Source organism: Paenibacillus glycanilyticus, assembly GCF_023715145.1.
Lineage (GTDB): Bacteria > Bacillota > Bacilli > Paenibacillales > Paenibacillaceae > Pristimantibacillus > Pristimantibacillus glycanilyticus_A.
Window position 1 is genome coordinate 48432 of the sequence record NZ_JAMBNP010000005.1, and the last position, 24861, is coordinate 73292.

At 55.6% G+C, this 24861-nt stretch carries 8 protein-coding genes; 6 read left to right on the forward strand and 2 right to left on the reverse strand.

Features of this window, described 5'->3' with window-relative positions:
- The first annotated feature begins 116 nt into the window (after window positions 1–116).
- From M3194_RS15320 to M3194_RS15330, 3 genes are all read left to right on the forward strand, one after another.
- Window positions 117–13964, forward strand: coding sequence for an S-layer homology domain-containing protein (locus M3194_RS15320; protein WP_251654943.1), 13848 nt, complete (start codon window positions 117–119; stop codon window positions 13962–13964).
- 206 nt (window positions 13965–14170) lie between these two features.
- Window positions 14171–16351 carry an alpha-glucan family phosphorylase gene (glgP, locus tag M3194_RS15325; protein ID WP_251654944.1) on the forward strand — a complete coding sequence of 727 codons (2181 nt, stop codon included), beginning with the start codon at window positions 14171–14173 and terminating at the stop codon, window positions 16349–16351.
- A 118-nt stretch (window positions 16352–16469) separates the two neighbouring features.
- Window positions 16470–17393: a glycoside hydrolase family 43 protein gene (locus M3194_RS15330; protein WP_251654945.1), complete on the forward strand. Its 924-nt coding sequence runs from the start codon at window positions 16470–16472 to the stop codon at window positions 17391–17393.
- Window positions 17394–17438: 45 nt separating this feature from the next.
- Here M3194_RS15330 and M3194_RS15335 read toward each other — a convergent pair whose 3' ends face one another.
- Complete coding sequence (locus M3194_RS15335) at window positions 17439–17873, reverse strand: DUF2663 family protein (RefSeq protein ID WP_251654946.1); 435 nt, start codon at window positions 17871–17873, stop codon at window positions 17439–17441.
- A gap of 116 nt (window positions 17874–17989) precedes the next feature.
- Between M3194_RS15335 and M3194_RS15340 the strand changes: the two genes are divergently transcribed.
- Together M3194_RS15340 and M3194_RS15345 are read left to right on the forward strand one after the other, a co-directional pair.
- Window positions 17990–18223 carry an HPr family phosphocarrier protein gene (locus tag M3194_RS15340; protein WP_251654947.1) on the forward strand — a complete coding sequence of 78 codons (234 nt, stop codon included), beginning with the start codon at window positions 17990–17992 and terminating at the stop codon, window positions 18221–18223.
- A gap of 166 nt (window positions 18224–18389) precedes the next feature.
- Complete coding sequence (locus M3194_RS15345; protein WP_251654948.1) at window positions 18390–20021, forward strand: response regulator transcription factor; 1632 nt, start codon at window positions 18390–18392, stop codon at window positions 20019–20021.
- A gap of 72 nt (window positions 20022–20093) precedes the next feature.
- On the opposite strand, the gene M3194_RS15350 is transcribed toward M3194_RS15345, so the two are convergent.
- Window positions 20094–22820 carry an alpha-mannosidase gene (locus M3194_RS15350; protein ID WP_251654949.1) on the reverse strand — a complete coding sequence of 909 codons (2727 nt, stop codon included), beginning with the start codon at window positions 22818–22820 and terminating at the stop codon, window positions 20094–20096.
- A 214-nt stretch (window positions 22821–23034) separates the two neighbouring features.
- Here M3194_RS15350 and M3194_RS15355 point away from each other — a divergent pair, with 214 nt between their 5' ends.
- Window positions 23035–24840, forward strand: coding sequence for a cache domain-containing sensor histidine kinase (locus M3194_RS15355; RefSeq protein ID WP_251654950.1), 1806 nt, complete (start codon window positions 23035–23037; stop codon window positions 24838–24840).
- Window positions 24841–24861: the final 21 nt, after the last annotated feature.

Below are 24861 nucleotides of genomic sequence, written 5' to 3' on the forward strand. Positions count from 1 at the left end.
TTTGTCTTTTTTTGTCTATTTCTTTCATTATTCTTTTAGTGACGGATTGTAGAATGGGAGGATAAACGCTAGGAATCCGTCGAATCGGCGGATGGATCAACGAGGGGGAAATCGTTATGGACTTCATTAAGCTCGGGGAACGGTCGAAGCTATTCGTTCAATGGCTCGTTATCGTGAGTCTCGTCTGCGGATTGGTGCAGCCGGGGATCGGATATGCAAGCGGAACGGAGGCGGCGGGCAGTTCTTCCGTGCCAACAGACATACAGGGCCATTGGGCGGAGAGGACGCTGACCGATTGGCTCGGAAAAGGATACATAAAAGGGTTCGAGGATGGCACCGTTCGTCCGGACGCGAGCATCTCGAGAATTGAATTCGTCGCCCTCGCGAACCGTTTGTTCGCCTATAAAGGCGGGGCAGACGCGTCGTTCAAGGACGTACCCGCAAGCGCGTGGTACGCATCCGACGTTGCCGCGGCCGCTAGCGAAGGTTACGTCTACGGCTTTCCGGACGGAACCTTTCGTCCGAGCAAGACGCTGACCCGCGCCGAAGCGGCCTCGATGCTGGCGAAGCTCGTGCCCGCGCTCGTCCGGGAGGACGCTGAGCCGCTCTCCGCGTTCAAGGACAAAGGCAGCGTGCCCGCGTATGGCCGTTATGCTCTTGGCGCCGCGCTTGATGCGGGGCTTGTGACCGGCTATCCGGACCATACGCTTCGTCCGGCGGCCTCGATGTCGCGGGCGGAAGCGGTCGTGGTGCTGGACCGGATCTTAAAGCAATCGGTACCGAACGCCGCGGGGGGAATCGTTGTTGCGGCGAAGTCGTTACAGGAGGCAGGGACGTATGGACCCGAGACCGGCACGCTAACCGTTGCGGGGGATTTATCAATTGACGTTCCCGGCGTCACGCTTCGCAACGTGATCGTTAAAGGTAATCTGAGAATCGGACAAGCCGTCGGAGACGGCGATGTTTATTTGGACAGCGTTACCGTGAAAGGAACGACCACCATTAGCGGAGGCGGCGAGCATAGCGTGCATATCGACGACGCCAAGCTGGGTACCGTGATTGTCGAGAAGAAGGACGGACGCATTCGCGTCGTCGTCGACGGTTCTACGGTCATTGAGCAGCTGGATGTTCGGACGGACGCCCGCATCGAGTCGAACGGACCGGAGTCCGGCATCGCGGGCATCGCTATTTCCGCGGATGGGGAAGTCGCCTTATCCGGCAAGTTTGCGCTAGTCGAAATCAAGAGCGACGTGAAATTGATCGTCGATACCGGGTCGATCAAGCGTCTTGTCGTGAACGAGACTGTCGGCTCGACGAAGGTAATGTTGAACGCGGGCGTGGAAGTCGCCAGCGCGGAGCTGCACGGCACAACAAGCGTGCAGGGTACGGGCATCATTGCCAAAGCGCTCGTGGACGCGCCGGATGTCATATTCGAGACCAAGCCGCTTCAAGTGGAAAAGACGGAACGCGGCGGCAAGGACAGCGGCGTTCCGATCGGCGGAGGAGACGGGGGCTTGCCGAATCCAACGGTTACCGTATCGGTAACCGCGAATCAGGCAGGCGTCGCCGGCTTTAAATTGAATTTCAACAAGGCCGTCGCCGGCTTGACGCCCACCGAGGTCACGCTGCTCACCAACGGCGGCCAACCCGTATCGGTCGGAGCCGTAGCGACTTTGGACGGCGGTCTATCATACGGGGTTGTGGCTGCCTTATTGGAAGGCGAGTCGTATACGGTCGCATTGGCCAAAAGCGGCTACGAATTCGGCAGCGCCGTTTCCTTCAAGGTGCCGGAAACGCCGCCGCAGACGATTCAAGTCGCCGCGAACGTTACCCATATCTCGGCAGCGGGCTTCAAGGCCGTATTCGATCAACCGGTAATCAATCCCTTATTTACATTGAAGCAGGGCGGAAATACGGTTGCGATTACGGATGCCGTAACTTCCGATAACGGGATGTCGTATGCGATTGCCGCAATATTGGCGGAGGACGTTACCTATACGCTTACCGTTATGAAAACGGGTTACGATTTCGGCAGCCCGAAATCCGTATACGTGCCGGTAACAACGCCGGAAACCGTACCGGTGACGGCATCGGTCAATGGCGTCTCCGAAACGGGATTTACCGTTTCGCTGAGCGGCGCGGTCGCCGGCTTGTCCGCCGGCGACTTCCGCTTGACGGACGGGCTAGGCGCGCCGGTCGGTTTAACGGCTGCAACGACAGACGGAGGAGAAACCTATTCGATTGCCGCGGCGCTAACAGCCGGCGGATCGTACACGCTCGCTATTACCAAGTCCGGCTACAGCTTCGGCGAAGCTCTTGCGGTAGTCGTGCCTGGCACGCCGGACATCGTTGTCGTATCGCCGTCCGCGAGCAACGTGACAACGGCGGGCTTCGTGTTGTCGATGGATCAAAAGGTACCCGACATGGAGCCGCTTAGCCTGGAGCTGAAAAACGGCGATAATCAATCGGTCGGCGTCGACATGCTGAGCGCGGTCGTCGTCGGCTCACGATACGAAGTGTGGGCATCGCTGGACATGAACGAGACGTATACGCTGACGCTGAACAAAGAAGGATACGCATTCGACGCGCCCGTTGCCATAGAAGTGGTCCCCGAGCGGATACCCGCGGCGGTGAGCCAGGTGTCCCACGGGTCGTTTCGATTAAAGTTCGAAGCTCCGGTCAGCGGTTTAACCGCCGATCAGTTGGCGCTGAAGGACGCGAGCGGGCAACCCGTCGCGATTTCCGGTCTTCGGACGGAAGACGGAGGGCTTATATGGAGCATTGAAGCCGATATGTCCGCTGCCGGCATTTATACCTTCCGCGCGGATATGCCGGATGCCAAGTATGCCGAGGTCGACGTCGTTGTTTCCGAGACGATTGGAATCGGCAAGTACACGACGATCAACGGACCGTACAGTCCGCAATATACCGGATATACGGTTCACTTAGACCGAGCGGTACCGGGTCTGGATGCCTCCCATTTCTCGCTGACGAATGCCAGCGGGGATCCGATCGTTCCGACAGGGGTCTCAACGACGGATAACGGCTTGACCTATACACTGCAGACGACGGAAATTAACGCGGGCGGACCTTTCACGCTTGGCGTGACCGCGCCGGGCTACGACTTTGGCCCGCCGGCGATTATCGTCAGCGCAACGCTGAATCCGTGGAACACGAGACAGCGCCCGCCGCAATTCATGGCCGGGTTTAATCCGTACGTTCCCGATATGACGAAGGACAATTTTCAAGTCATTGACGAATCGGGAGCCGAGGTCGAGGTTATCGAGGTCGTCTGGGATGCTCAGATGCGTCTCTATATCGGCAAGTTCGCCGGCTCGAACGGGCATACGTACTCGTTATCCGCTCATGCCGACGGCTATGACTTCGGCGCTCCGAAGATGATTCGCGTCTCCGCGCGCAACGAACTTTCGGCGGTGTCGGCAACGGGAGTGACGCTTAGCCTGAATCCGCCGCTCAAGCTCGATACGTCGAGCGCGTTTACGCTAAAGACGCTTGACGGCGTTAAGGTCCCGATCAATTCGGTAACGACCGACGATGACGGTTCCACATACCGAATTGCGGCGAATTTGGCAGGCGGAGAATACATGCTGAGCATGAATGCCGATGCCGATCCGAATCAGTTCTATATCAATATCCCGATTCTCTCCAGGATATCGATCGGCGCGATCGCAAGCGACGGCATAACGGTTGCGCTGGATAAACCGAATAACGGCTTGTGGGCGGGAAGCTTCCAGCTGTTGCACGAGTCAACGGGCGATCCGGTGACGATAACGTCGGCAGTGACTTCGGACGGCGGTTATTCTTACAAGCTTAACGCCGGATTGGCGGGAGGCACGTATAACCTGAAGCTGATCGGGCATTTACCGGAAGACGGCGTCTCGTTCCAAGTGGCGGATACCGTCGACGCGGGATCGACGACGATATCCAAGATTACGAACGCGGGCTTCGAGCTTTCTTTTGCGAACGCGATTCCAGGCCTGCTGCCGGTGAACGTGGATATCCGGGACGCGGCCGGCAAACGGCTGAGCGGCGTCACGCTGGCAACCGACGATAACGGGGCGACTTACCACGTGCGCGTCCCGTTGACATCGAACCAAGATTACGCGGTTACGCTGACAAAGGCTTTTGCCATTTTCCAATCGCCGGTATCGTTCCACGTCAACCGGTTCATTACGGGAAGCGTGACGGACGTGACAGTAGGCGGGCGTTTAATTCTGAGATTCTCCCCCGCATTCCCGGAAATTGAAAACTATCTCGGATTGGTCCTGAAGGATGAGAACGGGCAGACCGTTTATCCAAACGGCTTCGAATCTTTCGATAACGGTGCCAGCTATCGGGTAACTGTTCCGGGCGGATTCCGTCCGGGAGCGGCTTACACGTATACGCTTGAGCTGGATGGATTTGAAATGAAGCCCGTAGCGTTCGTCGCGCCGCCGTCAATTTCGGTAGCAAGCGCGTCGGCTACCGGCGTAACCGTAGCTTTCGCCGATCCGATAGCGGGGCTCCTCCTTCGCAACTTCGTTGTCCGCGGCCCGCAAGGCGAGATCATCGCCATGACATCCGCGACGACGAACGACGGCGGCTTAACCTATTCGATCGCGGGCACGTTGGCTGCAGGCAAGGCGTACACGATTCAATACAAGCCGGATGCCGCGTCCCAAGTCAACGAGCCGGTTCCGTTCGTCGTCACGAAGCTCGTAACGGCAACGGTCTCGAATCCGACCACCACGGGCTTTAAGCTTCAATTCAATACCCGAATCGCAGGCCTGCTGCCCGGGCAGCTGATTTTGCGGAACCCGGACGGCAGCCGAATCGCGGTAAACCAATATACGCTCGCGACTGCGGATCAGGGACTTACGTACAAGGTGACGATGTCCATGGTTGAAGCGGGCGATGGGTACACGGTTGATTTGGCGAGAGACGATTTCAAGCTCGCGTCCCCGGTGTCGTTCAACGTGCCGGCGACGGCGCAGACGCGATTGCTTGGCACGCAAACTAACCTGATCGCCGTTCAAGTGTTCCCGGACATGCCGGATCTCACGGCGGCCAACTTCGCGCTGGTCGATGGGACGGGTCGTTCGGTCGCGATCACCGTTTCGTATCAGGGAGGCGCCATTTATCACCTGAAAGGCATCTTCGATCCGAATCTGACCTATACGCTGAAGACAAGCGTACCCGGCTATGCGTTCGGCGATCCGATACCGATCGCTTACATCGTGAAAGTCGATGCGGTCGTGCTTCGGCAAAATCAATCAGGGTTCACCCTTCATTTGAGACCCGCGATTCCTGGGCTGACCGCGAGCGATCTCCACCTCTCGGATGCCGACGGCAATACGGTCGCGATAACATCAGCCGTCACGTCGGACAATGGGCTGTCCTATCAAGTTCAAGCGGCATTGACGGCCGGCAAGACGTATACCGTGTCGACAACGAAGGCCGGCTACTTGGTCGTCACATCGGATCCTTTCTCGCTTACGTCCAAGAGAGCGTCGATCGACCAGGTGTCCGTTCACGGCTTCAAGCTGAACTTCACGTCGCCGATGGCGCTGCTCGATACGGACCTGGCATTGACAAACGAGCAAGGCGATCCTGTAAAAGCGACGTTCGTCTCGTGGGACGGCGGGCTGACTTATCAAGTCAGCGCCGAATTGGCGGCTGGCGTTCCTTATTCGCTGTCGATCAACAAGATGGGCTACGATTTTGGCGCCGCGCTAGCTTTCTCTCTCCAAGCCGTGGTTCCAACGTTCGGGGGGACGATGGCCGGCAATGTGAATGCCTTTACGCTGAGCTTTGATCGGCCCGTGCAGGGCTTGCGTCCGAGCGACTTCGTTATCATGCGAGAAGGGTGGGGCCAGCCGATTCCCGTTCAGCAAGCAACAACGACCGACGGCGGTTCAACGTATCTGATCGAGACGACGTTCTGGGGCGCGGCGCGTTACACCGTTCTTCCTAAGAAGGACGGCTACGACTTCGGAGCGCCTGTCGCGATGGACATTCCCGTAGCGGCTAGCGCGGCTGTGCTAAGATCGGGAGCCACGTACATGGACATTGGCTTGAACCCTGCTGTTCCGGGGTTAGACGCGTCGGACTTCTTATTGAAGGACGATAACGGCAATAGGCTGAACGCGACGGCAGCAGTCACAACCGACGGCGGAGCGACGTACCGCGTTACCGCTGGATTCGTCGGCGGCCGAACGTATACGGTGCAGCCGGTTAAACAAGGCTACGACTTTGGTTTGAAGACGTCAGTCTTCTTCCCGACAACGATTAAGGTACAGCAGGCCGGCGTGAAAGCCGGTCAACTAAGCGTGAAGCTGTCTCCCGCCATCGGCGGTTTGCCGGCGAGCGCCTTTACGCTTCGGAATGCCGGCGGAGGGCTCGTTAAGATTGATTCGGTCAAGGAGCTGAACGACGGTCTGGCTTACGCTCTCCATGCAGGGTTGACCGAAGGCGAGACGTACACGCTTAAGCTTCACGCCGACGGCTACGACTTCGGAACCGCGCTGTCGGTTAACGTGCCGATCACGGTCGGCATAAGCATGGCCGACATTGGCGCAGAAGGCTTCGACGTCACGCTCGATCAAGCCGTTTCAAGCTTAATTGCCGGCAACTTCGCTCTGACGGACGATCGAGGCGCTTCGATCACGGTTCAATCCGCTACGGCCGTTAACGGCGGCGAGCGTTATCATGTCGATGCAGCGCTGACGGAGGGCAAGACGTACACGCTGACTTTAGAACGCGGCGGCTACGATTTCGGAATCGGTCGGCAATTGTTCGTTCCAGTCTCCGCAGCATTCACTTTGCAGTCGGCTAACGCCGCCGGAATCGCGATTCAATTCCAGACCGCGGTCGCCGGATTAACGAAAAGCAGCTTCGTATTGCTCGACGAAGAAGGAAACACCGTCAGCATCCGATCGGCGGCGACTTCCGATGACGGCATAACGTATGCCATCGCTGCCGATCTCGCGGACGGCAAGTCCTACACTTTAACCGTCGCGGCATCCGGTTACACGTTTGGAGCACCGATAGAATTCGACGTTCGAACCATAGCGGTATCTAACGTGACGACATCCGGCTTCAAGCTTGGCTTAAGCGCGGCCATTCCGAATTTGAACCCATCGCTCGTTCAGCTGAAGGACGGCAACGGAAACGTAATCGCCTTGGATGCGAGCAAGTTCTTCGACGAGAACCCGAATTCTCCGAACAAGGGCAAATCGTACGCGGTGCTCGTGCCGATAACGGCGGGCGCCATTTATACCATCGAGGTGCTGGATCCGGCACATCCGACTACGGGATCGTCCGAAGTTGTATTGCCAATCCGCGTCCAAAGCAGCGTCGTGGAGGCGAATGCCAACGGTATTACGGCGTCGCTTTCTCCGGCACAGGTAAACCTGCTTCCGGCGGACCTGACGATTGCGACGGCAGAGGGCGAGCGAATTCCGGTCTTGGCCGTCGTGCCGGGAGCGGCCGCAGGCCAGTTCATCTTGCAGGCGCCGCTCGCGGAAGGAAGCACCTACACGCTAACGTTCGCGAAGAAAGGCTACGAATTCGCTTCGAGCATAACTGCTTATGTGCCGATAACGGTCGAACCGGCGATTCAGTCGATGAACGAAAGCGGCTTTACGATAACGTTAAATGAGCCTGTCTCCGGTCTGTCCGTCAAGCTGATTGACAGCCTTGGCAATCATGTTTCGCCGGTAACGGTCACGGCTTCCGACGAAGGCCTCAGCTATAAAGTCGCCTTTAATATGGGCTACAATCGCGATTTCACGCTCAAGCTGAGCAAGGCCGGTTATGACTTCGGCGGTGACCGCATCGTCAACAACGTCAGCTCCGTGCCGAAGCTCATTGCGGCGACGTCCGACGAGAGCGGGACGAAGGTGATCCTGACGTTCGACAAACCGATGAAACCGACGGATTCCACGTCCTTTTCGGTGAAGATCGACAATCAGTGGCAGAGCAACGTGAGATCCGCGCTCGGTTCTGATCCGACGACGATTGTCTTGACGTGGAGCGCTACGGGGAAGGTGATCGGCTCTACGGCAACGGCGCTGGTCGCCTATGCCGGCGTCAACCGCGTGCAGGCGGTGAACCTGTTGTTCTTGCCGACATTCGGTGAGACTCCGGTAACAAATGCCGCGACGGTTCAAGGCTTCGTATTGAGCAGCGCGGTCAAGGATTCATCCGCCGTCTACCCGGCGCAGGTGCTTCGCGGCCAATACGGAATGACGGCGCTTGAAGCGATTAAAGCGCTTCGGGAGGGCGGGTTCACAGTCGCCTCGTATACGAGAGCCGTCTATGCCGTATACGAATTGTCCAAAGAAGCGATCATCGGGCTGTTCGGCGAGATGGAAGCCGACGCGACGACGATGCTGCAAGGACAGGATGCCATGTTTGATCCTAGCTATCCTTATTACGGTAGAGACATGATGGCGGCAGGCTATACGCCGTCCGAGTTCGGACCGTTCTTGCGCAAGCACGGCAAGACGGGCAAGCAAGCGGTTGTTCAATTGAAAGCCGCCGGAGCCTCCGCATCCGACGTCGCGGCCATGCTGCGGTCGGCGTACGATGAAACGGCCGGAAGCGGGGCAGCGATTCTGAAGGCTTCCGGTTATGAATTGGAAGAGGCAGCGGCGGCCGTACAGTATGCATACGAGCTAAGCGATGCGAACGCGATCCGCGCCTTGAAAGACGCAGGCTGGCAAGCGAAGGAAGTTGCCGCCGCGATGAAGGCGCAGCTGTCCGCGGGAGCCGCGGCAATGGCGGAAGCACTTGCCGAAGCCGGTTACGCGGCAGCCGCGATCGGCAGCGCTGTTGCGCAGGCCTATGCATTCGATGACGCCGATAAGGCCGTCGCGGCATTCGTCCAAGCCGGCTTCTCCTCATCGGATACGTACGGCATCGTCCGCGGGTCGTTCCCGCAGTCCGGCACGGCGAAAGCGATGCTGGAAGCAGGCGTGAGTTCCAAGGAAGTCGCCTCTGCCGTTTCCGAGGCAGGCGACAGCCCGGCGGTCTTCATTCAAGCGATGAAGGCGGTTCAAGCGGAGGATCAGTTGATCGCCGTAACGATCAAAGAAGTATGGGGCGTTACGTCCGCGAGCGAAGCGATGAAGGCGTTTGACGCGAACGGCTACGATTTGGCGAAGCGGGCCGGCTTGCTGCGTCGCGCGTACGAAGCGGACATCGCGACGGCCGTCAGCGCGCTTTACGACGGCGCGACGAACGAGGAACGAAACAATCTGCTCCGTTATTTGGTGAAAGGCGGTTACGATCCTGTCGCGACGACTTCTTATTTCTTGAACAACGTAAGAGGCACCGGCCGTAGCTCCGTCCTGAACCAGCTGAAGCAGGCGGGACTCACGACTTCGCAGGCGCTTAAGACGCTTCACGACGCCATTATTCAGGGCGGTGCGGCATTTGGCTTAAATGATGCGCTTCAAGTTCTAAGCGGCGATTATTCCACCCGTTATACGGCGTCCGATGCGATTGCCGGTCTGCTAGAAGCATTCGCCGGCGATTCCGCGACGACGATCGACCTTAACGCCGTTTCGGCTGCCGTGTTCCCCGCCCGCTTGTGGGACAAATATGAAGTCGCGGGCGCTTTGAAAAGCTTGATGGGGATGAACCTGCAGCAATGGATCACGCTCGAGCGGACGAATGCGATCGCGGGCTGTCCTTGCAGCGTGACGACGATACGCAAGGACGCGGAATATCTGTTTAGCGGAACAACGCTGGAGGATTTGACCGTTGCCATGAGCTTGTCCGGGCAATTTACGCTCGATGAGCTGATCGACGGCACAATCGGCGCCTATGGGTATAGCGGCGCGGGACAAGCGCTGCCTTACCTGACATCGGCGCTGAAGAACGCCGGCTACGCCTTCGAGGACGTCGCCGAATCGTTCGACCGAAGAGGCTGGTCCGAATGGATTCTCGCCTTCAGCCGGTACGGCATCTCGGCAAGCGACGTCGCGGCTTATCTGATCGGCAAGCAGGATACGATGGATCAAGTCATTCGCAAGCTGTCGCCTTACTCCCTGAGAGATATCGCGCTAGTGCTTCGAGAGAACTACGGTTTATCGGATTTGGACGCCTCAACGGCCATGATCGCGAGCACCGGGGAACCGTCGGACGATATCGCCGCGGCCATCGCCTGGGCGTACGGCAGCGATCCGGTCATGCTTTGGATTCAGACGCTTCGCGCGCAGGGAGCGACGGCGACATCCGTCATTAACACGCTCGCGGCCCGTTATCCGGCCTACCGGACGTACGACGCGCTTGGTCCGGCGTTGATCAAAGGCGGCTTCAGCCGCGATGAGGTCATTCAAGGGCTGATCGTTAGCTTCTCGTACGGCAATAATTTGGCGGGCACGATCAAGCTGATTCAGTCTTTGTACGCGCAGCAGCAAATTACGATCGCGCAGCTGCTGACCGCATCCGGCAGCGCTACGCCGGAAAGCGGTATCGATTTCCTTGCGCTTGGCGGCTACAAGCTGTCCGACATAGCCGGCAGCCTGAAGGAATTTTACGGTTTATCTTCGGGAGAAGCCGCGTACGCGCTTTCGAAAAAATATCCGAACAACGTTAGTGCGGTATTAATGGCGTTATCGTCCGTATACGGACAGACAATCGAGATGACGCTGGGTGAAGCCTTGGACGCACAAGGCATCTCGTCCGCCTCGGCAGCCGTCGATTACTTGCGCAACGCCGGCTTTGGCTTCCGCGACATCGCGGCCGTGGTCAAAGAGCGGTTTGCCCGCGACGCGGGACAGATTGCCGCAATGTATGCCGCGAATCATACGGTCGACGTCAACGCGGTCGCAACGACGCTGGCCTCGCTATTCGGACAATCCGTGGAGTCGGTCGTTCACGGCTGGCTCGAAGCGCAAGGGACAACATCTTATTCAGAGGCGATTACGTTCATGAACCGGGCGAACTTCAGTCTGGCGAGCATCGTCAAGCTGGCGAAGAACGAGTACGGCCTTTCGTCGGGTGCAGCCCTTCAAGCGCTGGTCGCTTCCGGCTTATACCCGCAATCCAACGTCGTCGGCACCGTTGCGAGCGTGTACGGAAGCGGACAGAACGAGACGATCGTTGAATCGCTGGCGGCTAACGGGCTGAATACATTCGAACAAGCCGTACCGTATTTGAAGAAAATGTACTTCGGACTTACCGCGCTCGTCCGGGTCGGCAAAGAGCATTACGGGTTGACGAGCGGAGAGACGATCGCCGTTCTGAACGGAACGACCGATTATTCCTCCTCCGAGATTGATGCCGCCGTCCAAAACGTCTACGGGCAGACGCTGCAGCAGACGCAGCTCAGCACGTTAACCGGGCTAGGCGTCGCGACCTTCGCTGACGCGATCCCGCAGCTGCGTTCGCTCGATTTCACCCTGCGTGACATCGTATTGGCGGCGAAGACGTATTACGGGCTGTCGGCAGGCAAGGCGACTTACGATTTGCTTCATTACGGGCATATCGACGCACAGGACATCTTAAATGAAATTGCCGAGCTTTACGGACAGCCGATCGATCAAAGCCTCAATGAGCTGCTCGACGAGAGCGGACTGGCAACAATCGCCGAAGCCGCGCCGTTCCTGCGTTCCCTGGGCTACTCGATGCAGGACGTTATCGAAGCTTCGAAGTCGTATTACGGCAACGGGGCGGACGTCACGATTCAAGCGCTGACCGCCGTTTATCCAGACAGCGTGAGCGTCATCGAGTGGACGGTGCTTCAGCAGTACGGCGAAGGCGGGCAGTCGTCGGCCGCCCAGGCTGCGCGGGATTCCTTGCAAGCAGCAGGCATTACAGATGCGGAAGAGGCAATAACGCATCTATGGAATGCAGGCTTCTCGTTCCTCGATATCGCAAGCCTGCTCAAAACCGACTTTGGCAAATCCGCGGCGGACGTGGCGAAGCTGTTCCTGGCCAGCGGCTCCTTCGCGCCGGCAGCAATTATTGGCGGCATCGGCACCGTATACGGATCGACTTACGATTCGTCGTTCGTGGAAACGTTGAAGACGGCAGGAGCTTTGACCCCTGATCAATTCGCATCCTTTATGAACGAGGGAGGTTATCGGGCTGTTTACATCGTCGAGGCGTTAAAGTCGAGCTACGGCAAGACAAGCGCGGAGGCCAAAGCGATTTTGATGGCACTCGGCCAATACAGCGCGGCCGCGGTTCAATCGACCGTCGACCAGGTCTACGGGTCGGACGCGACATCCGGCACGCTGCAGGAAGTGCTTGATCTGTTCGGCATCAAGACGGCGGATGGCGCAGCGGCCTTCCTTCGTCAGCAGAATGCTCCCGTCAAAGACGTCGTTCAGTATTTGAAGGACGCGTATGCGCTCGGGGCTGATGAATCGACGGCAATGCTCTCTCCGCATTACGGCAAAACGGAGCTTGGCCTCGCGGTGATAGCAGTCTATTACGGCGATAAGAACATCGGGTACTTAATTAAGATGATCCCGGCAGACCGCATGTCCACGCCTAACAGCGCCGCGGTGTACATGAGCGACAAGTTCAGCCCGACGGATGTCGTGCTTGCGCTGAAGGTCATCTTCGGACTGGATGCGTTAGGCGTAACCGATGCCATTCGAAACGAAGTGATCCCCGCGGACAAGGTTCGCGCGGCAGTGACCGAAGTGTTCGGCGCCGATCCGTTGTATGCGTTCTTGAAGCGAATCAAGGACAATGGCGGCAGCGCGAACGACGTCGCGGCGGAACTGGACAGAAGAGGCGTATTGGAGACGGCCGGCGCGGGTTACTTAATCGACACGCTGGCAAGTCTCGGTTACGATAATGCCAGCATTTTGAAGATGAGATACAACTACTACAACCGCTCCCGCCAGAATGCGGGAACGAACGAGGAGCAGGGAACGCAATTGGTCCGGCTTGGCGTGAACACGCCGGAAGCGATCGTCGCGTTCATCCGAACGCAAAGCATGTCGCCAATCGATACGATCGCAATCGTGAAGGCCGGTTTGCCAAGCGCCGACATGACGGTCATTGCCAAAGCGATGTTCAATGCGGGGTACGAGAAACGCGCGTTAATGGGCGCCCTTAGTTTCTACGGCGAGCACGGAGACGGCATCGCGGCGCTGCTCAAGACGTTTGGCTTGTCCGTGCAGGATGCGCTTCTCTACCTGCGCGACCGTTCGAGCGACGAGCAGCTGCGCTGGCTCATCCGCGACGGATACTCGCCTTCCGAGTACCTTCGGTACATGAACATCCGATCCGATAACACGATCGCCATTCTCAAGGAGAACGGGTATACCGCGGAGCAGCTTGGCACGCTTCTCGGGAATATGAACACTGATTTTTACGCGGTCGCGGACGCGCTTTATCACGGCGGCTTCACGACTGTCGCCGATCTCTCCCGGGCATTGATCGCTGCTCGTAGCCGTGTCGTATGGATTCCGCAGTACTTGGATGAAATCGGAGGCTGGACACTGCAGGAGGTCGCTCAAGGGATGCTCGATTCGGGATTAATCTCGCTTGTCGAGCTGGTCAGCGCGCTTCAGATGGCGAACGGCAACAACTTGAAGAATACGTATCAAATCATCAAAGCCATATCGGGGAAAGAAAGACAGGCGTTCTACAACGAGCTGAGCTCGGGCGAGAAGCAGTTGATCGACGATAACGAAGTCGCGATCCTGATGACCGTCGCAACCTTCAGGGAAGCCGGCATCAGCATTACGGCCGTCGCCCTGCAGCTTCGGAATACAGAGGTCATCGGCTTCGAGGACGGAGCCAAGCTGATGGGCCTGGCCGGCTTTAACGTCGGAGACATCCTCTCGACGATCTGGGATGTGTATCGCGATGAGATTGGCATCATGATTATCCAGAAGATGATCGAGAAAGTCATCGGCAACTATTTCGCCGAGTTCAAGAACTATATCAAGCTGGTCAAATTGGTATCGAAGATCGTGAGAAGGTACGCTTAGGAGACAATAAGCGGCGCGTAGGGTTATTCCCTGCAGCGCCGCTTTTACATACATGCGCATGTTGTCTGACTTCTAGCTCAACGTATAGTCGGGTAATGGATCGCGCTTGTATAGACACGTGTACTACCTAACGGCATATAGTAGTAAAGCATCCAGTTTTTTAGGCGCTTTCATGTTGAAGCGCAATATGGAGAAAATGAGGTGGGATGATGCAAAACAGCGGTATCGTGTATTTTTCGGCAGAATTTGGACTTGATGAATCCTTGCCGATTTACTCAGGTGGCCTCGGAATCTTGGCTGGCGACCATATCAAAGCTGCAGCAGACTTGAATATTCCGCTTACGGGCGTCGGCATATTTTACGGCAAGGGTTATTTCCAGCAACGTATTGACGAGGGCGGTTCGCAGCAGCACTTGTATCCCGAAGTCGACCTGGAGGCGAGCGTCTACCCGGTTCAGCTCCTGCGGGATGACCATGGCCAGCCTGTGATCATTGCCATTCCGTTGAATGGCAGGCAGGTATATGCGAAAACATGGTCCGTGCAGGTGGGTTCGGTGACGCTGTACCTGCTCAACACAGACGTTGAATGGAACAGCGATTCGGATCGCCGCTTGACGGACACGTTATATCCCGGCGATCAGGACATCCGCATAAGCCAGGAGATTCTCCTTGGCATCGGCGGCACGAGATTGCTTGCGGCACTTGGCATCCAGCCCGAGGTCTGGCATATGAACGAAGGTCATTGCGCTTTCCTGACGCTTGAGCGAATTCGCATGCTGTCCGCTGAAGGCGTGCCTTTCGAGACGGCGCTCGAGGTTGTCAAGGCAAGCACGGTCTTTACGACGCATACGCCGGTTCCGGCCGGGCATGACGTCTTCTCCATCGATCGGATGGACCGTTATTTCGGCGACTATTACTGGCAGCTCGGAGCCGACAGGGAGCGGGTATTGTCGCTTGGCCTAATGGACGGCGCATTCAACATGACGCGTCTTGCCGTCAGCACTTCGTCGAAAGTGAACGGGGTGAGCAAGCTGCACGGAGAGGTGACAAGGGAGCTGTTCCACAAGTGGATGCCGCATATCCCGCAAAAGGATATTCCCGTCGACTCGGTCACGAACGGCATCCATACCGGGACATGGCTCGCCGCCGGCTTGAAGGAGCTGTTCGACCGGCATCTGCCTTCCGACTGGACCTTGCAAGTAGCGGAACCGGAAGTATGGTCTGCCGTTCGGGATATTCCCCACAACGAGCTTTGGGAGGAGCACCAGCGGGCCAAAGCCAAGATGCTCGAGGCTTTTGACCTGCCTCTCCCCTCATCCGACGCAGGGCCTTTGATCATCGGCTTTGCCAGACGATTTGCGACGTATAAGCGGGCGCTGCTTATCTTCAGCGAGCCGGAGCGGCTCGCGCGCATTCTCGGCGATCCGCATCGCCCGGTATGCCTTGTTTTTGCCGGCAAGGCGCATCCTTCCGACGGACCGGGGCAGGAACTGATCCGCAGAATCGTGGAGCTGTCCAGGGACGAAAGGTTCAGGGGCCGCGTCTACATGGTGGAGAATTATGCGATGGATAAGGCCAAGATGCTCGTGCAAGGCGTCGATGTATGGCTCAACACGCCATTAAAGCCGATGGAAGCGAGCGGCACAAGCGGGCAAAAGGCTGCCCTGAATGGCGTGCTTAACTGCAGCGTATTGGACGGATGGTGGGAGGAAGGCTACAACGGGCGCAACGGATGGGCGATTGAAAGCGCAATAGAAGGGGACTACGAGCTTCAGGCGAAGCAGGATACCGAAGCGTTATACCGGCTGCTCGAGGAAGAGATTATTCCGATGTACTACAATCGGGGAGATCGAACGGTCCCGACAGAATGGGTTAACCTCATGAAGGAATCAATCTGTTCACTCGCTCCCGTCTATAACACTCACAGAATGGTAAACGATTATTGGAACAAGATGTACGTGCCGGCAAGCTCAAGGGGCAATCGGTTCTCCGCGGATAACTTTGAGGTCGCCTCAAGGGTTGCGGCCTACAAGCAATTCATCCGCAGCAACTGGTACGGCGTCCATGTCAAGAAAGCGGATATTCTGCCTGAAGACAGTACCAGAATCGAGATGAATAAGACGACCTTCCGCGCCGAAATTCAGCTTGGCGCCATATGGCACAAGGACGTCCGGGTGGAGGCTGTAGGCTCGGATGGCCGCCGTGGCATATGGAAGGTAATTCTGGAGCCGGTACAGCAGCAGGCCAAGGGACTGTATGTCTACGAGGGAGCTTCCTCCAACATCCCGACAAACAACATCTGGGAGGCTGACGTGAATGTGCGGGTCACGCCAATCAGCCCCGATTTCGCTAACGATTTCGAGATGGAGCTGGCCGCTTGGGGGTAACTTAAAAAGCATATGGAGAACGAGGAGACTGCCTTGATTGGCAGTCTTCTTTGTTAATCATGGTCCATTTTATGATACTCTATTAATAGTTGTATCTGATTACTAGGGGGATGCAGGTATGGGAACTTATTCAAATCCTTGGATTATAAACAGAGCGGATCCATACGTGCTTAAGCATGCGGACGGATTCTACTATTTTACAGCATCCGTACCCGAGTATGACCGGCTAGTACTGCGGAAAGCGGCTACGCTTGAAGGGCTTGTTGACGCTCCGGAGAAGGTCATCTGGCGCAAGCATGAAGCCGGAGAGATGGGCAACCATATTTGGGCGCCGGAGCTTCATTTCCTCGATGGCATGTGGTATATCTACTTCGCGGCAGGAACGGCGGAGGATCAGTGGGCCATTCGTCCGTATGTGCTGGAGTGCAGCGACGAGGATCCGATTACCGGCGTTTGGGCGGAAAAAGGGAAGATCGATCTCGACTTCGAGAGCTTCTCGCTGGATGCCACAACCTTCCGCCATCGCGGAGTTCCGTATTTGATCTGGGCGCAATATAAAGAATCCGACAGCAATTTGTACATAGCGAAGCTTGCGAATCCTTGGACGATCGAAGGTCCTCAAGTCTTGCTCTCGACGCCTCAACATGATTGGGAGATTCAAGGGCATCGGGTAAACGAAGGGCCAGCCGTCCTAATGCGCAACGGGCGGATATTTGTTGCCTTCTCGGCTAGCGCAACGGATCACAGATATTGCATGGGGCTGCTGGAAGCTTCATTGGATGATGATCTGCTTGACGCAGGCAGCTGGACGAAGCATCCTCGGCCCGTATTTGAGACCAACGAGGAAACGGCGAATTATGGACCCGGCCATAACAGCTTTACGGTAAGCGAGGATGGCTTGACGGATCTGCTCGTCTATCACGCTCGGCCATATAAGGAGCTTATGGGAAGTGCCCTCTCTGATCCTAACCGCCACGCCCGGGTGCAGGCTTTCTCGTGGAATGAGGACGGGACGCCTAACTTCGGAACGCCTGGAAAATAATGCTCAGAAATCCCCCTGCCGCAAGCAGCAGGGGATTTCTTGCAGTCAACCCTTATAGTCAATATTGATGTCATATTGGTTCATCTCTATGGAGATTTCGCTTCTTGTTTCGAAATTGATGCTTTTCAGCCATGTGGTGTCGAATTTATCAATCGTTTCCATTCTGAGCGTTTCATACTTTTTCTTCGCTTTATCGATTTCCTTGGCCAGCACGTACAGATACACAAAGCTGACGATAAACACGGCGATGAGGAAGATAAGGAAGGAGCTGTTCATGATGCCCTCTAAGAGGCTGGCGAAGCTGCCATTGCTGGTGCCTATATTTCTGTAATACACAACGGCAAAAAGCAAAAAACAAAGTAGGCACAGCAACGCACTTGCGGCAGCTCTTGATTTAAAGGTATCCAATTTTCTTTTGCGGTCAATTAAGGTTTCGAATGTCTTCTTCGCATCGTTTGGTATGAGATCACGCCAAGCCATGTCAGCCCTCTCCCTTCGCTTACCTGTCCAATACATGTTATGCCCGTACGCATAAAGCAATGTCTCCCGGCGAACAACTAATAAGAAAAAGTTGGAATCTGGAAGGAGATTGCCCGATGATCACGCCTATTAAAGTAAAAGATGTCAAAGACATCGAACAAATCAACCATATCGTCTCCCGTTACGACTTCGATATCTGGATTCACGGAAAAAGCGGGATGGCTGATGCCAAGTCGATTCTTGGCTTGTTCGTGCTGAAGCTAAATGAGCCTCTGACGCTGGTCGTGCCGGATGACGCGAATGTCAAAAAGCTTTTCAAGGAGCTTGAGCCATACCTCGTAATCGGTTAGGCGAATCATGTGCGCGCAGCCGCCCCTCAACAATTTATAACAACCCCATAAAGTTTTGTTTTACCCCCGTGCAATCCAAAATAGAGTCGTTTAGTATGGAGGTAGGCCAGAACAAGCCAGACAAGGCTGCAAATATCGCATCAAGCATAATGGGGATGGTGAGTGGATGCTGCGTGCGTTAATCGTTGACGATGAATTCGAGATTCGCGAAGGTTTGCGTAACCGCTTTCCTTGGGCTTCGTTTGGCGTTGAGGAGGTGCTGGTTGCCGATGACGGCGATACGGCGCTTATGCTGGCGAAGGATATGCGTCCGGAGCTGATCGTGACGGATATTAAGATGAACCGGATGTCCGGACTGGAATTTCTGAATGCCCTGCAGCCGGTTAAGGATTATCATCCGGAAGCGGTTGTGGTGAGCGGCTATGATGATTTCGATCTGGTGAAGCAGGCAATGAAGACGGGAGCTCTCGATTATATTCTTAAACCGATCAACATTAGCGAGCTGGAGCAAATTGTCCGTAAAGCTGTCGAGAATATTCAGCGGAAACGGCTGGAGCAGCATAATGAGCAGCAGCTGATCAATCAGGTGAAGTTCGCGATTCCGAAAATGCGGGAAGAGCTTCTTCGCGAAATGGTCGAGCAGGAGCATGATCCTTATAAAGAAACAAGAAGGCGCCACCGGTTGACGACTTTAAATATGGAATGGATGACATCCGATCATATGACGGTAATGGTCATCGAGGCCGATGATCTGAAAGCGATTGAGAATCGCCGTGCCCAGGAGAAGGATTTGATCTTATTTGGGATTGGCAATGTGGTTAATCAGACGCTGGAAGAGGAATATCCTTATCCGTATGCCATCAGCACAGACAGCTCCGGCAGATGGGTAGTCCTGCTTAGCTGCCTGCGCTCCGATCAGACCGAGCTGACGAGCGGGATTGCGTATCTATGCATAAAGCGGATTAACGATTTTGTTAAAGTGAAAGCAAGCGTAGGGCTCCGGACAAATCCTTGCACCTTTGAGCATTTGCACGAAATGTATGCGGAAGCGCTTAGCGTTCTGGAACAAAAGGCGGTGTACGGCGGCAACCGCGTCTTTACGCTGCAGGGCAGCTTTGAAGACGGGGAGTCCGGCGATTTGAAGCTGGCAGAGACCGAAGAGGTGCTGGATCTGGTCAAATTCGGAAGCGATGAGGACATTACGGCTGCGATGGACCGGTTTGAATGGATGGTTCAAGCCTGGCAGCTTACCCAGCTGCGGGATATTCAGCAGAACATCTTCGAGTGGCTGTTCCAGATATTCAGGAAAGCGGCTGCTGCAGGCGTTCCGAATAAACGATGGGGCAATAATCCAATCGCGCTATGGGAACAGCTGGAGCAATACGATACCCTGCAGTCACTCAGAGAGCAGGCGGAAAGATGTCTGAAGGAAATCGCGGCCGACTTCCGAAGTCTCTCCGCGACGCCAAGCCAAATCATCTGTGAAGCGGAGAAAATCCTGCAGCGGGACTACGCCGACAGTTTAACGCTGCAAAGCGTGGCCAGCGCCGTCCACGTTACGCCGGTATGGCTCAGCAAGCTGTTCAAGAAAGAGAAGCGGCAGACTTTCCTTGAATATTTGACCGATATCCGGATCCAGAAGGCGAAGGAGGCACTGGGAGACATTCAGTACAAGGTATACCAGATCTCCTATCAGGTCGGCTATAAAGACCCGGTCCACTTCTCGAAGCTCTTCAAGAAGCAGGTCGGCTGCACGCCAAAAGAATACCGCAGACAGCGGGGCATTATAGAAGAGTAACGCATAAAGGCAGTATCCAAGGTGAATAACGCTTTACCTTTGGAACTGCCTTTTGCTATATCTCTATGCGGTTTAAGGCTTGAGGCCGACCGTTATGATTTTGAAGCCTTCCACCGGGATGCCGAGGTGTGAAGCTTCTCCTCCGGTATCTTCCATGATGCTGCTAATATAGGCTTCGGACGCCGATGGCGCCTGAACGGTTAAGGCGGACGGTTCCCCCGACAGATTGTACCAACGGGCCATCAGATCGCCGCGGTTCTCGTTGATCTTCAGACTGGAGAAGGCAAGGCCATCGCCGTTCCAGGAGAGAAATTGTTCATTCGGAGGAAGCTCTCCCTGCTGCAGGGCAGTTACTGCCGTAGTAAGCGGAACCGGGAACCGGTAAGCTTCGCGGTAAGCAGCAAACCGCTCGCTCTCGCCGCCGTAAGGGATGATCATCCACTCGGCCACATTGGTGCCGAGGCATTGTGCGTCCGGGGTATGGAAGACTCCCCAGTCGCCAAGCTCGCCTACGGAACGGAGCAGCGTCAAGGCAATTGTATGGCGGCCGTCCTGCAGGACCTCGTATTCGTTAAGTCCTTTGACGGCAGCCGTTAAACCTCTATTCCGGTCATGAACATCGATGAACGATTGCAGATGCTGGCAGTTGCTAGGGTTTTCCCATACCGCGGACGGCATCGTCTGACGCTCGGCCACTTCGAAGATCGAATCGGCAAAATGGGTGGAGCCTTCGGCATCGGAAGGCAGCAATACCCTCACCCGATGATCCTTGGATTGATTGTCGATCGCTGCATGAGCACGTACGCCCTTGCCGTTACGCTCCAGACTGAGCCGTGTAACAATAACGAGCGGAGCCAGGTCGTTTGAACGCCCGGCCTTCCGGCTGCGGAATTCCACCATGGAATTAACCTCTTCGGTTAACCGCTCGTCAGCGCTTGCCGGAATGGCGAAGGAATGCGTAATCTCGATTGACGCCCGGTAAGGCGTATCTTCCACGACACGAATAGCGGCTTTCAGCCCTTTGGTTGTGATCGCTTTATCGCCGATCGGCTGCTTGAAAATATATTCGTTGCCGATATCTCCTGCATTCTCGTAAATACCAAGTCCGCTGAAGGTTTGGCCGCTAGTCTTGTGATAGACGGAATAGCTGCCGTCATCCTCCACGGTCAGCTTCAGGTGTCCGTTCTCCAGAATCCGGCCGCCGCTGATGAGCGGCAACCCGGCTTCAGGCGTTGGCTTGCCGGAGCCGTCAAGAGCGGGAATCCAGGCGAAGGTTCGATACCCGAGCTGAGGCAGGTTAGCTGCTTCAAAGGTTAACCGCATTGCGCGGGCCATATAAGGCTGGCGGAATCTATCGTTTGGCAGCTCATAGCCAAATCGGACGCCGAGATCTTCTGCCGTAACCGTTATGGCTTCACCGTCCCCATTAATCAAATAGCCTTCGGCATGAGTTCGCGACTTAACGTCCGCAGCAATGGCAACAGGGTCCTCGCTTTGGTCAAAGAAACGTTTGGCGAATTCGATCTCGACGGTTACGACGGCTGAGCCCTCGTAGCCGCTGGTCTGAAAGACAGCGAACGGAACGGCTTCATCACTATGCGCTGCGAATGAGGAGGTATTAATCCTGGAGCTGATGAACCTGACGCTGTCCTCCGTCAGCCGCTTGCCAACCTCCATGCTTTTGGCGAAGCGCGTCTTCATCTCATCGTAGACCTCGTCAACGCTGCAGCCGCAGATGCTGTCATGCGGATGATTCTGCATCAGCGTCTTCCAGGCGTATTGCATCAGCCCGTGCGGATAAGGCTTGCCCAGCTGATGGGCCGCAGCGGCAAGGGGCTCGGCTACCTTTTCGAGCAGCGTCTGATTTTGCTGATTCAGCTGTTTAATATAGACGCGGGCGGAAGCGGTATTCACAAGGGAGTACCAGCCATCCGTCTGCTGGCCGCGAAGCTCGCCGCGCGTTACGCTTAAGTTGTCCGGCCGCTCGGCATCTACCGCTTTAACATAATCATCGAAATTGGAATGAACGAATTCATAGTCAGGGAAGAGCTCTCTTGCTACGCGAAGAGCATCGGAGAGATTCGTCTGCACCGGCTGGTGATCGCAGCCGTTCATAAGCAGCAAATGCCGGGTGGACGCAAACTGCTCGGCACGGGAGAGACGATGCTCCCAGTAAGGCTTCGCCTTCACCGGATCAACGGGAATTTCCATGCCGTTGTTATACCAGTTGGCAAACAGAATGCCCAGCACGCTGGAGCCGTCCGGCGACTGCCAGATCAGCTCGGAGAACGGCGATTCCAGTCCCGAGTCATCCACGCGGTTATTGAAGCCTGTCGCCTTGACGCCTCGACCGAAGACGGCCGTATCAATACCCGCCTGCTTCAGCAGCTGCGCGGCTTGTCCCATATTGCCGAAGGAATCGGGGAAATAGCCAAGCTTGGAGATAGGTCCAAACTTTGCCGCATCGCGATGGCCGATCTGCAGGTTGCGGACATTCGCTTCGCTGCTCGTCAGAAATTCGTCCTGAAGAATATACCAAGGGCCAAGAGAAAGCTTGCCTTCATCGCACAGCTTTTGGATGAACTCGCGTTTCTCCGGGTAGACCTGCAAATAATCGTCGAGAACTATCGTTTGGCCGTCGAGATAAAAGCTGCGGAACTCGGGGTCGGACTCGAAGGTTTGGAGCAGCGTATCCATGGTCTCAACCAGCTTGACGTGATGGGCTTCGTACGGCATATACCATTCCCGGTCCCAGTGGGTATGCGAGATGACATGAACAATGCGCTTGGATGATGGCATGATGGTTCCTCTTTTCTCTTTTCTCTTTTTCATAGAAGGTTAGTCATTACGCAACTAGTGTAAAGAATCGGGTATCCCGTCACAATGAGGGAAACGCAAACTTTTAGGGGGAATGTTATCGTTTTGCTCAGGGGAAGAAGGAATAGAGGCTTCCGAGGCAAGAATGATCACTAGCGATGGGGCAGCGTCCTTACAAGAAAGGCAGGTTAACCGCATGAGAAAAATTTCGTTCCGGCTGGCGTCGTCCTTCCGCAACCGCATGATCTTTATCTTTCTACTTATTATCATTGTCCCGTTCCTGCTCTTCGCCTACTACTCCCATATCAAGTCGATTGAGGGGATCTCCGAGACGAATACCAAGATGACGATGAGCTATCTTCAGCAGGCGAAGAAGAACTTCGAAATCTATTTAAATAACCTGAATGAACAGGTAAATGAGGTCATCGGCAATAAATCCGTCCAGGAGCTTCTGTACAAGGAGCCGGCCGATGAGCAGGAGGAAGAATCGTTCGCCGTTAATATGGTGACGGCTCTTTATCACGCGACGCCGGTCATTGATGCTTTCCGGGTGAAGGTGTATCCCATTAATCCGACGAAATACCCTTCGTACATGCGTTCCATTGATGAATCGGCGAGAATCGGCGACCAGTATTGGTTCCAGCGCTCGAAGGCAACCGTCGAACCAACCTGGTATTTGACGATGCCCAAGCAGGGGCGGTATGCCAAGCCGCTGCTGACGTATGTGAAGCGGTTCTCCGGGCTGTACGATTCGAAGCTTCGCGGTCTTATCGCGACCGATTTGTCCGATGATTTCCTGGAGCGATATTTCTCTCCGTCCGATCAGCTAAAGGATCAGAAGCTGCTGCTGGTGAACGAGAAAGGGATCGTTCATTACGATTCGGCAATGAATGAATGGACGGGGCAGCCGTTCCCTTCGGATTCTTTTATCAGCTATATGAAAAAAAGCGACGCAGGCTCGCAGTCGATCACCATTAGCGGCCATACCTACCTGGCGACCTACGTGACGATGGCCAACCATCCTTGGACGATCGTCAGCCTAACCCCGCTGAAAGAGCTGACCGGCGCGATGGATGAGATAAACCGGGTCCTTATTATTTTCCTCATTGTCTATTTGCTGTGCTGCATCAGCGTGGTCATCTATCTGACCGTCATTTACACGCAGCCGATCGCTCATCTTGTCCGCTTGATGCGCAAGCTGGAATCGGATAATCTCCATTATTTATCGCCATGGTCCTCCCGCAAGGATGAGGTTGGCTGGTTGTACCGGAGCGTTGGCAGCATGGTTCACCGGATTGACGGACTTATTAAAGAGGCAGCACGCTCGGAGCGCAACAAGAAAGCGCTGGAGTTCCAGGTGCTGAGCCATCAGATTAATCCGCATTTTCTGTATAACACGCTGGAGTCGATCCGGTGGAAGGCAGAAAATCACGGCCGAAGCGATATTAGCGAAATGGTATCGGCGCTTGGCAATCTGCTCCGCCTCAGTCTCAATCAAGGGAAAGAGATTACGACGCTGAAGCGGGAATTCGATCAGGTAAAAGCTTATGTGGCCATTGAGCAGGCAAGGATGGGCAAGACCGTCCGGATCCTGTACGCGGGAGATGAGGAGACGCTTGATCTGCCGTTCCTTCGCCTGCTCCTGCAGCCCCTCGTGGAGAATGCGATTCAACACAGCGTACGGGATAACTTTGATAAAGGTAAAATCATGATTGCGGCAAGGCGGGAAGAGGATGATATCGTTATTGATATCGCCGATAATGGGAAGGGCATTCCGCAGCATGTGCTAGACCAGCTGGAGCAAGCCGAGGAGCCGGCGGGCAGCAAATACTCGCCTTCGCGCAGAGGAGTGGGGCTGCGAAATGTGAATGAGCGGCTGAAGCTGTATTTTGGCGAGGCGTATAAGCTGAAGATCGTAACCGGGCCGGAGACGGGAACCAAAATTACGTTAAGGCATCCTGTACTGAGGGAAGGCCAGGAGCTGGAAGCAAGGCTGGAATGAGTGACAGGTTGTTCAATGCAA

What these genes read in the sequence shown, in the direction of transcription:
- M3194_RS15345 (WP_251654948.1), top strand. Translation starts at nt 18,390, where the DNA reads ATGCTGCGTGCGTTAATCGTTGACGATGAATTCGAGATTCGCGAAGGT.
- M3194_RS15330 (WP_251654945.1), top strand. Translation starts at nt 16,470, where the DNA reads ATGGGAACTTATTCAAATCCTTGGATTATAAACAGAGCGGATCCATAC.
- M3194_RS15320 (WP_251654943.1), top strand. Translation starts at nt 117, where the DNA reads ATGGACTTCATTAAGCTCGGGGAACGGTCGAAGCTATTCGTTCAATGG.
- M3194_RS15350 (WP_251654949.1), bottom strand. Translation starts at nt 22,820, where the DNA reads ATGCCATCATCCAAGCGCATTGTTCATGTCATCTCGCATACCCACTGG.
- M3194_RS15335 (WP_251654946.1), bottom strand. Translation starts at nt 17,873, where the DNA reads ATGGCTTGGCGTGATCTCATACCAAACGATGCGAAGAAGACATTCGAA.
- glgP (WP_251654944.1), top strand. Translation starts at nt 14,171, where the DNA reads ATGATGCAAAACAGCGGTATCGTGTATTTTTCGGCAGAATTTGGACTT.
- M3194_RS15340 (WP_251654947.1), top strand. Translation starts at nt 17,990, where the DNA reads ATGATCACGCCTATTAAAGTAAAAGATGTCAAAGACATCGAACAAATC.
- M3194_RS15355 (WP_251654950.1), top strand. Translation starts at nt 23,035, where the DNA reads ATGAGAAAAATTTCGTTCCGGCTGGCGTCGTCCTTCCGCAACCGCATG.